The 13,549-nt window shown below is 53.7% G+C and carries 10 protein-coding genes; 8 read left to right on the top strand and 2 right to left on the bottom strand.

Annotation, left to right across the window (positions count from 1 at the left end):
• Positions 1–158 precede the first annotated feature (158 nt).
• On the top strand, positions 159–557 hold the full coding sequence (locus HNR64_RS03930; RefSeq protein ID WP_204995243.1) for a hypothetical protein: 399 nt from the start codon (positions 159–161) through the stop codon (positions 555–557).
• A gap of 36 nt (positions 558–593) precedes the next feature.
• Here the strand turns inward: HNR64_RS03930 and HNR64_RS03925 are convergent, their stop codons facing one another.
• Together HNR64_RS03925 and HNR64_RS03920 are read right to left on the bottom strand one after the other, a co-directional pair.
• Positions 594–2,033, bottom strand: a complete 1,440-nt coding sequence (locus tag HNR64_RS03925) for a sigma-54-dependent transcriptional regulator (RefSeq protein WP_204995242.1) — start codon at positions 2,031–2,033, stop codon at positions 594–596.
• Between the two features lie 36 nt (positions 2,034–2,069).
• Positions 2,070–2,819, bottom strand: a complete 750-nt coding sequence (locus HNR64_RS03920; protein ID WP_204995241.1) for a response regulator — start codon at positions 2,817–2,819, stop codon at positions 2,070–2,072.
• Positions 2,820–3,133: 314 nt separating this feature from the next.
• Between HNR64_RS03920 and HNR64_RS03915 the strand changes: the two genes are divergently transcribed.
• From HNR64_RS03915 to HNR64_RS03885, 7 genes are all read left to right on the top strand, one after another.
• A complete protein-coding gene (locus HNR64_RS03915) occupies positions 3,134–5,851 on the top strand; it encodes a response regulator (protein WP_204995240.1) in 2,718 nt (905 codons plus the stop codon).
• A 211-nt stretch (positions 5,852–6,062) separates the two neighbouring features.
• On the top strand, positions 6,063–7,298 hold the full coding sequence (locus HNR64_RS03910; protein ID WP_204995239.1) for a WecB/TagA/CpsF family glycosyltransferase: 1,236 nt from the start codon (positions 6,063–6,065) through the stop codon (positions 7,296–7,298).
• Positions 7,299–7,544: 246 nt separating this feature from the next.
• Positions 7,545–8,822 carry a polysaccharide biosynthesis/export family protein gene (locus tag HNR64_RS03905; RefSeq protein WP_204995238.1) on the top strand — a complete coding sequence of 426 codons (1,278 nt, stop codon included), beginning with the start codon at positions 7,545–7,547 and terminating at the stop codon, positions 8,820–8,822.
• Positions 8,823–8,843: 21 nt separating this feature from the next.
• A complete protein-coding gene (locus tag HNR64_RS03900; RefSeq protein WP_204995237.1) occupies positions 8,844–10,250 on the top strand; it encodes a GumC family protein in 1,407 nt (468 codons plus the stop codon).
• Positions 10,190–11,497, top strand: coding sequence for an O-antigen ligase family protein (locus HNR64_RS03895; RefSeq protein WP_204995236.1), 1,308 nt, complete (start codon positions 10,190–10,192; stop codon positions 11,495–11,497). Before HNR64_RS03900 ends, HNR64_RS03895 begins: the two co-directional genes overlap by 61 nt.
• Before the next feature lie 15 nt (positions 11,498–11,512).
• Positions 11,513–12,604 (top strand): polysaccharide pyruvyl transferase family protein, encoded by a 1,092-nt coding sequence (locus HNR64_RS03890; RefSeq protein WP_204995235.1) that lies wholly within the window; start codon positions 11,513–11,515, stop codon positions 12,602–12,604.
• Positions 12,605–12,606: 2 nt separating this feature from the next.
• Positions 12,607–13,548 (top strand): glycosyltransferase family 2 protein, encoded by a 942-nt coding sequence (locus HNR64_RS03885; RefSeq protein WP_204995234.1) that lies wholly within the window; start codon positions 12,607–12,609, stop codon positions 13,546–13,548.
• Position 13,549: the final 1 nt, after the last annotated feature.

The following is a 13,549-nucleotide window of genomic DNA, read 5'->3' as shown; positions in this document are numbered from 1 at the left end:
AAGACAGCCACGCCGTTCATCGACGATCGACTCACGGTAACAGTTTGCTAGGGTGCTTCGCGTATATGTTCGTATTGCCATCACCGCCGTACTTGTCAGACTGGCTACACAGTGAAGGCTCTTGTTACAAAATATACGCGAGTAGGAGTTTAGTCTTGGTGGATCACCCAAATAGCGACCCTGCTGTACAACGCTTTTTACAGTCTATGCCCGCCAGTGCGGCGAACAGTTTCAGCACCGAACAGCTGCTCGGGATTCAACAGGCGATTGCCGGTCGGCAAGGGGGAAAACTCCCTGTCGACCTCCGCCTGACACTGAAATTACCGCTGATACCGAGCAGTCTTTTTATCGTGTTGTTGGCGGGGCGAAACCAGCGCACGCTATCGCCGCGCGAGCAAGCCGCGTCGGCAATGGCATTTCTATTCGTGGCGGCGATGGCGCTAACTGTCGCCGTAAGCGTGGGGCTATTGCTGCTGTATATTGCCAAGTCTGCTGTTGGCATCAACATTTTTAGCGAGCAGTCTCTGGGGCTCTGGGACTGGCTTAGCAGTTGGTAAACAACACCATCTGCATGCCGTTGAGGTCGCACAAGGCTATGCCTCATCTTTCTCCCAGGCTTTTATTTTTCGATAGATTGTCGATGCACTCACGCCAAGGCATGCCGCAGCAAGCGGGATATTGCCATCACACTGCTCAATCGCCGATTCTATGGTTTCTTTCTCCACCATCCACAATGGACGAATACCCGGCTTAGCCGCTACGACGCCTGGCGGCATGGAGTCGGTACCCGTTAACGATTGCGGTGCAGGAGACGAAGTCGTCAGTGGCGTTGGCACAACGCTGCTCGTCACCACTCGCAGCATTTCATCATTGACGAATTCTTCATCGTGGACCACAACGATATTTTCGATAACATTTTGTAATTGGCGAATGTTGCCAGGCCACTCGTAGCTGAGTAACAGCTCCATCGCCGCATCGGTAAACCCACGAAATACTTTGTTATTTGCCGCGGACTTCTCTGCCAGAAAATGCGTCGCCAAGGCGATAATATCCCTGCCCCTGTCACGCAAGGGCGGCAACTTAACCGGAATAACATTTAAACGATAGTAGAGGTCTTCCCTGAACTGCCCCTGTCGAACAGCGTCTTCTGGATCGCGGTTTGTGGCGCACACAATGCGTATATCTGAGTGCATCATTTTTTGGCCACCGACTCGACTAAACGTCCCGGTTTGCAAAAAGCGAAGCAGTTTTGCTTGCAAGGCCAAATCCATTTCGCCGATCTCGTCGAGAAACAGGGTGCCACCATTGGCTAATTCGGCCGCACCTTTGCGCTGGGACACCGCGCCGCTGAAGGCGCCTTTTTCATGGCCAAAAATTTCCGACTCGAATAACTCAGCGGGGATCGCCGCGCAGTTAACGGGAATAAACGGCCCAGAAGCGCGCGAGCTGGCATCGTGCAGCGCTTGCGCACACACTTCCTTGCCGGTGCCACTTTCGCCAGTGACAAACACACTCGCCTTACTGCGGGCCGCGCTGTCGAGAAGCTGATAAATGCTCTCCATTACCGAGGACTCGCCGACAAAATGCTCTCTTACAGCTCGGATTGGCCGGGGTTTTGATGCCGCCGTGGCACCAGCAGTGACTTGTCCCTGATCTAAGGTCGACTGCTGCGCGGCATCGGCAACAGCGGCGATCAGTCTGTCCTTGGAAAACGGCTTTTCTATAAAATCGAAGCCGCCATCGCGCATCGCCTCAACGGCGATATCGATGGAGCTGTTAGCGGTAATAATGATCACCGGAATATCGGCACGCGCTTTGGTAAAGCGCATTACCTCCATACCACTGATGTCGGGTAGGCAGACATCCTGCACCAAGATATCTGGCATCTTTTCCTTGATAGCTACCAGGGCGGAATGGCCGTCAATAAAATGCGACACCGCATAACCAGCGGCCTCGAGGTAACTGCTATAAAGGGCCCCGCTGGACACACTGTCTTCCACAACATATACCAGCTTTTGCGATCCCTCAGACATTGAATGCCCTCCGCAGATTTTTAAAAAATAACACGACTACAGCAGCTCTACCTGAACTTTCTGACGTGTTTCATGACACACCGCCAGCAACTGTTCGGCAAGTTCGATGATTTGCTCTCGGCCACTTGGTGGCGCTTCATTGATATAGCGGGCCAGACACGACAGGTGCTTGGCGCCGTACAACTCCGCCGAGTTTTTTAGAATATGCGCCACGGCCATTACTTCAGTCTCTGAATTATGATCGATAGCGGTACTTAAACGCGCCGACAATACTGATAATTCGTCAATAAACAGCCCAAACAAACGCGCAACTGTAGCCGGGTCGAACTGTTCCTGCATATCGCGATGCACTGCTACATCGAGCAACGCTTCGTCACCGCCGAAGCCGGCTATGTCATCGCCCTTGATGGATGACTCACTGTCGCCCGATTCGCTCAGTACGGACACCAGCGCCAGCTTACTGACCGGCTTCGCCAACATCGCGTCAAAGCCCGCTGCGTCCATTACCGCGCGGTGCCCGCTCCCTTGTTCGCCGCTGAGCGAAATAATCATGGCATGCTGGTTAGGGCCCGACTCCCCTCGCAGCGCAACGCATATCGCCGACCCCTGCAGCCCCGGCATGTGCTCGTCTAACAACAGTGCGTCGTAACGCTCGTGTTGCGCTTTTGCCAGTGCGCTGCTTCCATCATTGGCGGTATCGCAGATGATGCCCTCAGCCTCAAGCATGGCCTTTACTGCCAATAAGCCGGGCAAGCTATCATCGGCGACCAAGACTTTGCGTGTCACTAGTGAGTGGCTTTGCGGTCGGGCCATCATTTTTTACCTCTGCGCTGCGGTGGCGAAAATAATTTTCTTCCATGACCACGCAATATCGGCACCAAGTACTTACAACAGCAACTTTGTTATAACTATCATGTTGTTAGCCTGCTTTGCGGCGAACGACAGCCAGAACAGCGACAATTTTTATCACCAACATCCTATATTGCTTTGCAAAATGCAAACTGTTCTGCAACTCAGCAATATGGCCAGCCAGGCGGAAATTGACTGCGCCGACCAGATATCAAATACTCAGATTACCTTTCGCGACTACGTAAATGCTTATGACTGACGATCGTCCCTCAAAGCAGCCGCAGGCTGGCAGCAGAAGTATTGAAAGCTGGGCTGAATTTGAGATCGACCACGAGGGCACCATTACCCGCATTCTGCACCGCGGCCCTATCGATACACTTCGGTCTCTCGCGTCAGTCAGTCCGGGAGACAAACTACGTGACCGCCTGCCCAGTGCTGCGCTGCATTCACTCAAATCCGGGGCGGCGGCTGGCGTCGCATCGCAAAGCTTTGCCGCAACCATGGATGGCGAGCCGCTTATCCTCCACCTTACGGCCTCTGATGAGCCGGCGGGGCGTTTTCTACTGACGATCTACCCCGATCGATTGGGGCTGAGTCGTATTCAACGCCAGCAAAAGCACCTGGAAATCATCTCCCGCTCACTGTACGAGTCCAGCCTCGACGCCATCATTACCATTGATGACAAGAGCGTCATCCATGAATTTGGCAGCTCTGCGGAACAACTCTTTGGCTACACCCGGGAAGAGGTGGTCGGTAAACATGTGGCGGACATCGTCATTCCCCACGGCATGAGAAAATCTCACAACGAGGGCATGGCCAACTTCAATAAGACCCGGCAGGGGCCTGTTCTGAATACGCGGATAGAAGTAGAAGCTATCCGGCGAGATGGCAGCCTCTTCCCCTGCGAGCTAACCGTTGTTCCCACTGCCGAATTCGAAGGGCAAACCTTCTTTACCGCAACCATTCGAGACATTACAACGCGCATCGAGCGGGAAAAAGCGCTTACTCAGGCAAGGGAAACCGCAGTCGCAAGCAGTAAGGCTAAATCCAGCTTTCTCGCGCATATGAGCCACGAGATTCGCTCGCCCCTGAACGCCGTTATTGGCTGTATGGACCTGCTGCTTGAAGGCGATTTATCCACCGAGCAACGCATGCTGGCAGAGACCTCACTTGCGGCAGGCAATAGTTTATTAAGCGTCATAGAAGACGTGCTGGACTTTTCAAAAATCGAGTCCGGGCAACAAGAAATTCACTCCAGCAAGTTCAGTTTATTAGAGCAATGTGAGCGCGTGATGGAGGTATCAACCATTCGCGCGGTAAATAAAGATATCGAGATCTCCGCCTGCATCGACCCCCGCATACCGAAAACGGTAATCAGTGACCTGAGCTTTGTACGGCGTATCGTCACCAACCTTCTCGATAACGCGATTAAGTTCACTGACTCTGGCGGCGTAAATCTAAAAATCTCTCAAACCGATGAAAAACTGGCTGACGGCCGACTCGGACTGGTACTTGAAGTGCGCGACTCTGGGGTTGGGATTTCAGAAGAGGATCAAGAGAAGTTATTTAATGAATTCTCTCAAGTAGATAATAGTGACAGCGCCGTTCACGGCGGCACGGGCCTTGGCTTAGTCATATGTAAAAAACTGACTGAATTGCTCGACGGCAGAATCTCGCTGACGAGCAAAAAAGGCGAAGGCTGCCGGTTCCGCGTTGAGATACCGGTCAATGCAAGTAGCACTAGCCTTCCCAGCCTGGCAAAGCCAAAACGCGCACCAGGCAGGCTGTTTTTGCGGAGCGACAACAAAACACTGCTTGCCAGCATACTGCAACAAGCGGACTGGCTGGGCATAGAAGCCATCGCAATTCGTGCCTTAGAGAACCTTCCGAAATTATCTGCACGCGACATACTGATCGTGGACATGCGCTGCTTTGCCACACCGGAAAAATTGAGCACGTTATTGATGGCGCAGCAGATCCCCATTCAACAAGTGGTGCTGTACAACCGCAATTTTTCGGCGGAACTCTTGCAACACAGTAGCAAGGCCGGCTTCCAACATATGATGTATCGCCCCTTTCGGCCGAGCCAGCTCCTTGCCATTCTCGACGGCGACGCCGAATCGGAGCCCGCCGATGAACACACCACCGACGAAATAAACCCAAGCCGGCACAAGCTCCTACTCGCAGAGGATAACGAAGCAAACCAGTTAGTCGCGAAGACTCTGTTGTTGCGCGCCGGCTATCAAGTCGACATCGTCGCCAACGGCATTGAGGCATTAATGGCCGTAACCAGTGGCCGCTACGACTTGGTGCTAATGGATTTGCGCATGCCTGAAATGGACGGTTTAGAGGCAACCCGACACATCCGCCAATTGCCCGGTAAAGAGCGCAACACCCCAATTATCGCAATGACCGCCAATGCCTTCGATACCGATGTAAAGCGCTGTGAAGACGCGGGCATGGATGGTTTCCTGTCTAAACCGGTAAACCGCGATGAATTGCTGAACACACTTGAGTCCTGGCTGCCTGTTGAACAAACCGCTGCGTCCAGCTCCCAAGATGACGTGGGCAACACCGCAACACTCACTGCAGCCCTGTATGCCGCGGAGATAGACACCACGATCCTTGAACAACTCGTTGTCGATACAGGGTTAGAGACCGCGCTCATTATTTTAAAAATGGTCGTGGAGCAGCTTGATAAGTTGCAGTCTCTGACTGCAGCGATTGCGGACTCCGTCGATCAACCAGCACTCGCCGGGCTTCGCGACGCCGTGCACTCCGCGAAAAGTAATCTTGGTTATTGCGGCGCAACGTCGTTGCAGGACTATTGTTTGCAGATCGAAAAATGCTGCGATGCTGAAAATACCCAGCTTCTTATGGAGCTACTTTCGGTATCCGGCGAGAAATTCTCGTCGGGCAAAGAGGCCCTCAATCATGCGGTCGCTGAGTTAGAAGCGCGGTCATTCTAAGCCTAATGTTTCTCGCAGTGCGGCTTAGCATCACCGGCAAGCCAGTTGCATTGCAAAATGCAAATCATGCTGGCTATCGAACCACTCTCTGCGCCGTTAAAAACCCACCTAATCCTTTGACAAGCACTTATAAATCATAGACTTAAAATAATTTTACGCGTCTGGCACAGGCATTGCCCCTTTAGCTCTAAACAGCCGAGAGGATGCCAGCATGCGCCATCACACCGTTTACAACAAATCGCTCAACGCCCAGCTACGCTGTGTAAAAAAAACAGACCGTATATTGGCAGTGGCAGCCGCGTTAGCCTTCGCTCCGTGGCTTTTCGCTCATACTCTGTTTCGCCTGATTAAAGGCAAAAAAATCGTTGACCGCGTTACCTTGCACAGCGCTGCCGGTGATGGCGTGCCCGCCCTACTGCTGCACGATCAGGCAAACCTCAGTCGCCTGCCGTTGCTCCTAAACGTCATTAAAGGCGAGCTGGCACTGGTCGGTTACCGAGCGCGCACCGAGCAAGAGCCCGCTGCAGCGGGTACCGAAACCCTGAATCCAGGTATGTTTTCACTGTTCGAACTGCGACGAATTTCTGGTATCGACTTTATCGACGAAGAGGCCTGCAATCTCGAATACGCCGACAAGCAGGGATTCAAAACAGACGCTGCCATCATCGGCAAATCGCTGCTAGCAGGCCTGTTGTACAGCGGCGGCAAAACTCTGAAAGACGTCGACAGTTTTACGATTTTTGGCGTAAACATCGCCAACATCTCAATGGAAAACGCACTTTCGGTGATTAATAAGCACGTGACACATCGACATCGTGCGACAGTTTTCTTCGCGAACGCCCACACCTTAAATCTCGCCTACAACAACAGCGAACTGCGATCACAACTGAATCAAGCAGACTATATGCTGCCCGATGGCAGCGGTATCGAAATGGCCTGTCGGCGCAACGGTATTCGCCGTAAGGGCAATGTAAACGGCACCGATATGCTGCCTTTGCTGTGCGAGCAACTCGCCCAACGCGGCCAGCGCCTGTTCATGCTCGGCGGTGAAGACGGAATTGCCGATGCCGCGATGCAGGCAATGTTGAAGCAACAGCCACACTTGCGAAGCGCCGGCACACAGCACGGCTATTTCGACAAACAGCACTGCCAGGACATCGTCGATAAAATTAACGATAGCGGGGCGGACGTGCTGCTGGTCGGCATGGGTCAACCCCTCCAGGAACAGTGGATTATCGCCCACCGGGAGCAACTGAATAGCCCAGTCGTCATCGCCGTTGGCGGCTTATTCGACTTCTATGCCGAGAAGGTATCCCGGGCGCCCCTGTGGCTGCGTGAGCTGGGTATGGAATGGATCTGGCGGCTACTACAAGAACCGGGCCGGATGTGGAAGCGCTACATCATTGGCAACCCTCTGTTTCTACTCAGGCTGCGGCAGGCCAGCTAGAGCTAAGGATCGCACCACATCGTATACCGCCACTGCGGTGGCGCACCCTCCAGCAATATGATTCGCAAAATGCAAACGCAAGGCACGATTTGCATTTTGCAATTTCCCGCCGTCGACAAAAAACACTATCCTACTGTTTTCAAAGCATATTTTTATTCACGCCAGCTGGCACGCCCCCTGCAATATTCAAGATATGCCGTCTCACAATAGCAGTGAGATCAACCCAATCAGCAGCAGGAAAGCGCTATGAACATTGCCAAATGGACCCTATCTGCACACCGCCTTTTCACGCCGCGACGCTACCGCCGCGCCGTCCTCGCCAGTGTCGCATTAACACTGGCGGCCTGTGCGTCGATGCCGGATATTTCGACAAGCCTGCCTGAGCGCGACACGCCAGAGGTGGAACAACGCCACGAGTTTAGCAGTCGCATGGCGGTGAATACCTGCTCGACCGATGGCAGCGGCATGGCGCTGAACAGTGCGGACTATCGTGTCGATGAACCCTTAGCGCAGCAGTGGCGAAATCCCGGTACCCCGCGATCGTTAAACAGCCAAGGCCGGCGCTTGCTGCCACTGTCACCGGGCGACAGAATCGAAATTCGCATCCATGAAGGGGAGGAGTTCAGCGGCGAGTACTTGGTTAACCACGATGGCAATATTGAGCTTCCCTACCTCGCCCCGGTGCAGGTGGTTGGACTGGACACCGAAGAAGTGGAGAACCGCCTGCGCATCATGCTGGTTGCCCAACAGATGTTTCTCGCCCACACCCTTCACATCAGTGTGCGCCCGCTTCAGTGGGCCCCCATTATGGTTTCGGTGTCAGGCGCGGTATTTGAGCCTGGCCGCGTACTCATCAACGACCTGATTCCCGCGCAGACCGACGACAGTAAAATTCGCATCAGCGGCGACTACCCCACCAAACGCTATCTCAGTGAAGCCATACGCGCAGCAGCGGGTGCACGCCCTGACGCGCGTGTAGACAAAGTTTTGCTGATTCGCGACGGCTGGCAGCAAGAAATCAATCTCGCAGGGATATTTTCGGGCCAGCACACCCACGACGTGCCGTTGATTGCAGGCGATCAAGTGATCGTTCCCTCAGCAGGCTGCATGCAAGCCGAGCTGATTCGCCCGAGTCAAATCACGCCAAAGGGAATACGGGTGTTCATTTCAAATTTGACCAATCCAGCAAGCAACAACGCCTCTGCCGCCGTAGGGAAATACAGCAGCAGCATGCCCTACGGCACGCGGCTACACCAGGCTGTGGTATCGGGCAACTGCAGTGGCGGCACGCAATTCACCAATGCCTCACGCTACGTCGTGTTGGTGGGCACTAACCCCATCAGTGGCGAGAGCGAAATTATGAAACGCAATGTCGAAGAACTGCTGCGCAATCCAGATTCCGACGATATCAATCCCTATTTACTACCCAACGACACCGTTAGCTGCTATGACTCTACAATAGGGAATTGGCGTGATATCGCCAGAGCGATTGTCGACGTCGCCACTCCCTTTTCACTCTTTTGATCTGCGCGGCTGAGAAGTGACATGACACCGACGATACAGCCAAATCAAGAGCTGCAACTCTACAAGGCGCCCGCTGACAAACCGCGCTGGACGCGATACATCGTGGTGGGGGTGATCTCCTTTGCAATGATTTGGGGAATGGTATTTCTCTACATTGCCTCGGCGCCCCAGTACGTCAGTAAATTCGCGTTTATGCTGCCGGGCAAGGCAGTATCCACCAAAGTTAATTTGGAAAGCATCGGTGAGGCCAGCAGCAGTAGTAGCTCACCGTTTGGCACCAGGGGTGTTAACCCGAGAGTGAATTACAAGGAAATCCTGCTGAGCACCAGCGTGATTGGTGGCGCGGCGAAAGCCCTGAATATCGACTACGCGGATTTTCGCAAGCCTGTGGTAAAGCTCGTAGACGAGACCACCATTATCCAAGTGGCAACCAAAGCGGGCTCTCCCCGCCTCGCACAGGACCAGGCACAGGCGCTAATTTCGGCGTTTAACACCCGAATAGAAATCCTCCGCGCTGATGAGCTCGACCGCCGCGAGGCAGGTATTGCGCAAGCGCTAAAAAGCTATAAAGAGCGATTGGAAGCCGCGCAACGCGCCTTGGTATTGCACAAGCAAAGCTCTGAATATGTGTCTGGTCGTCAGTATGAAGAGCTCAGCCTGCGCCTAGAGCGTTTGAAAGAAGAGCAAGTACGAGCCGAGGCCGAGCGCGACCGAGTCAGCAATTACGTCGACCAACTTTCTCGCAACTTAGGCATTACTCCGCAGCTGGCAGCGAGCGCGTTTATCCTGAATGCCGACCAACAGTTTCGGGAGCATTTAGAAAATTATCAAAACGCGACAACAACGCTGGCGGTGTATCGCTCAAAGTGGGGACAGGCTCACCCTCAGGTGGTAAAAGAAAGCGCGAGACAAGACAACACGCTCAAAGCCCTGCAACAGCGCAGCTTAGAATTGGTCGGCCACAACGACATGGGCACCATCAAGCTGATCAGCATGAATGATGCCGGCAAACAGAGCGCTCTCTTTCAAGATTTGCTGGTGTCCTTCGCCAAAATTGAAGGCCTCATTGGCAAAATTCAACAGCTCTCAAGTGCTATCACTAAGCATGGTCTGAACTTAAAGCGCTACGCTGAAGAAGCAGCGATCCTTGAGAACCTCGAGCGCGACTATCAAATAGCCGAAGCGGTTTATACCTCGGCGATCACGCAGATCGATACCAGCAAAACCGATATCTTTGCGTCCTACCCGCTAATTCAGGTACTTGCAGCCCCTTCTCTTCCCAGCCAACCGGCGTCACCCAATAAATTACTGGCCATTATTGGCGGTGTGCTGGGTAGCGGCATGGCTTTATTCGGATTATTTCTTCTGTGGAAACGCAAGCAATTGCTCCAGAAAATATTATCGAAAAGTGGATTTGGTACGCTCTAATTCTTACCTATCCCTTTTACGCCCTCGGCGCGGTATACATTATTGCGCCGGTGCTCGGTTGGATTCTGCTCGGCTACTGGGCCTACAACCTGTGGCTACCTGCGCCGATGCGCGCCAGATCGATTCAAGTTGAACCGCACCCCGTGGTTATACTGTGGGTGGTCGCCATGCTGGTGATGGAAGTGGCCTTGATTATGGGGCATTTGGATTTCTATCTCGGCCTGCCCGCGATGATCAAGTCCACGATCGGCTGGGCAAAGGGCTGGGCACTACTGGCCATTTTCATACTAATTGGCGCCACCTTACCTATCCGTGCAGAGCTGGTTTATCGCGCCTGCTGCGTTATTTGCCTGCATACGCTGTTGTTAATTCCGCTATTTGTTATCGCCGCGTATACCCCCATTCCGGGCACTATCTATATTTCGCCACTCAAAGCAATTGGTGGCCCCGGCCCGGAGTTCTTCGAGTTCCAGCTCTATGGCATTAACCCCGAATCCCTCGGCCCCCGCTGGCGCTTTTTCACCCCCTGGGCACCGGCTGCCGGCCTACTGGCCAATTTCTACTTAGTCTTTGCACTGCAGGAAAAAAATATCCGCTGGCGCTGGATCGGCATTATCGGCAGTGTCGCGATGGTGCTTATGTGCCAGTCTCGCGCCGGACTGGTTGCAATGCTTTTCGTATCGCCAGCGGTCTTTTTCATTTCCCGCCTCAACTCACCGGCACTGTGGCTAACTGGCGGTGTGGGCATATCAGCAGTGGCCGTTGTAGCCACCCAACTCATGGCCTTCGCTGAAAGCTCCATTGCGGAATTCAAAGCTGCCCGCGCAGGCTCGAGCCGAGTCCGCTCGGCGCTGGCAAGAATTGCAATACAGCGCTGGCGAGATGAAGCGCCTGTTTGGGGACACGGCGTTGTAGAAAGAGGGCCTCACCTGGTGGAATATATGCCTATTGGCTCCCACCACAGCTGGTACGGCCTACTATTCGTCAAGGGCGCCGTTGGCTTTCTGGCGTTGCTGATTCCCATGCTTGTCACCCTATTACTGTTACTCATGCAGGCCCAGCGGTGCTGCGTATCTCGCGCGGGCTTAGCCTGTATGCTAATACTCATTATGTTCAGCTTTGGTGAAAACCTGGAAATTCTTGCGTATCTGTTTTGGCCGGCGCTGGTGTTAATCGGCATCGCCTTTCGCAATGACACCATCGCACAAAGTATTCTCCGCCAGCGTTCTTCGGCAACGCATCACTGATTAGGAACCAAGAAAATGGCTGCCTTCGACACCCTGCTAATCGGCTATTACGGCATGCAAAATACCGGCGATGATATGCTCATGGCCGCCGCTGCCGAGGGCGCGCGCCGTCGATATCACAGCCGGCATATTGCCGCCACTGGCGCCAGCGGCAGTGAGGCCTTGCAGCAACTGCAGCTAAGCGCCGTGCAGGCAAAAAAGCAACGCTTCAAAGGCCAGGACCGGCTGCTCAAGTATTGGGCCGCGGCGCGCAGCGAGCACATTATCATCGGCGGCGGATCTGTCTTCCATACCGCAAAAGATATTGCGCAAAAAACCCACTATTTAAAACTCGCTACCAGCAACCAGCATTGTGCAGCAGGCGTCGGCCTGGGCCCATTCAATGACGTAGCGGCAGAAAAAGCCTGCGCAACATTCCTAAATGCCTGCACCTTTACCGGGCTGAGAGACAAAACCAGTCTCGATATCGCCCGCAGTATCGCTCCCAACGCCAATACCGCACTGACCTTCGACCTGGCCCCTAGTATGATCAGCCAGCCCGCGTTCCAGCAGGCGCTAATGCCCGAGCGCGACAACGCTATCGGCGTTGCCCTTTGTCCCGTCGAACGGCTCACCGGCGATGAGAACGCTGAACATGTGCGCAACCAGATACTCGCCGACGCCTTGATTCAACATCATCGCGAAACCGGCGCGGAGATACGCTTGATCGACTTCAATGGGCACCCCACATTAGGAGATCAACAAGTACACCGTGATTTATGCGCGCGACTTGGCGAGACGCCCTGCAAGATTATTCCCTACAACCCAACCCCCTATGAGGCCGTTAGGGAAATCAGCAAGCTATCAATGATCGTGGCGATGCGACTCCATGCGGCGGTCTTTGCCTACCTCAGCAATACCCCGTGTATTTCCCTGAACTATCACCGCAAATGCGAAAATTGGTGCCGCGATATTCAGCAATCGACTGACTTTGCCATTGATAGTCGGCATGTCGACAAAGACTCGCTAAGTACCGCAATAGCGACGATACATCGGGGCGACTATGTCCCGCCCCGTTTGCCCCTTGCCGACGCGGAAAAAATGGCCCTCAGTAACTGGACTCACTAGCCATGACGACCTCAAATGTTGACAGCAGCACAGACAAACAACCTCGGTTTTCCGTTCTTATTCCCTTGTACAACAAGGCTGCACACATTGGCGATGCGCTGCGTTCCATACAGGCGCAGAACTACGACAACTTGGAAATTATTGTTGTCGATGACGGCTCCAGCGACGATGGCCCGGAGAAAGTTCGCAGCATGGCGACATCGGACTCGCGTATTCGCCTTATCGAACAAGAGAACGCCGGTGTTTCCGCCGCTCGAAATACTGCCATCAGTGCAGCAACCGCCGACTACCTGTTGTTTCTGGACGCCGATGACCTATGGAAACCCGGGTTAATACAAGAAATCGAGGCGCTTATTCACCTATTCCCCGAATGCGGCGCCTACTCAACGGCCTACTCCCACTATTACGAAAACAGCGGAACAGAGCGCCCCATCCATCCGCGCTTTCCAGCGAGCACAAAAAATCACAGCCAGTTCAGCTATGATTTTTTCGAAGTCGCCAGTCGGGGCGAGCTACCCATTACCCCGTCGAGCTGCTGCATTCCAAAATCCGTATTCGAGGAGATTGGTGCATTTCCTTTGCACGAGCCAATGGGAGAAGATCAGGACCTTTGGGTGAGAATCGCCTATAAATACCCAATGGCCTTTTCCCGGTCATACAAAGCACTCTACCGACAGGATGCCGACAATCGTGCGTGTATTAGTAATCCCCCCGATCAGGAGTGCCCATTCAGCCTGCGCCTGCGAGCCACAGCCGAGGCAAGCAACGATCCGCGAAGCAAGGCAATGCTACGGCTAACCGCTAACCATATTCTTCACATCGCGCAGCTAAACATACAGGCCGGCGAATATGATAAAGCGCGGGCCTTACTACGTGACAAACGTTGCTGGCTACTACCAAAACGGAAATTGAAATGGGAACTTGCCTTGCTACTGAAGCGCTAGC

Origin of the sequence: Spongiibacter marinus, assembly GCF_016906995.1 — a bacterium.
In the GTDB taxonomy this organism is placed as follows: domain Bacteria; phylum Pseudomonadota; class Gammaproteobacteria; order Pseudomonadales; family Spongiibacteraceae; genus Spongiibacter; species Spongiibacter marinus.
The sequence above is the reverse complement of the archived record's forward strand: the minus strand, read 5'-3'. Positions and strand labels throughout refer to the sequence as shown.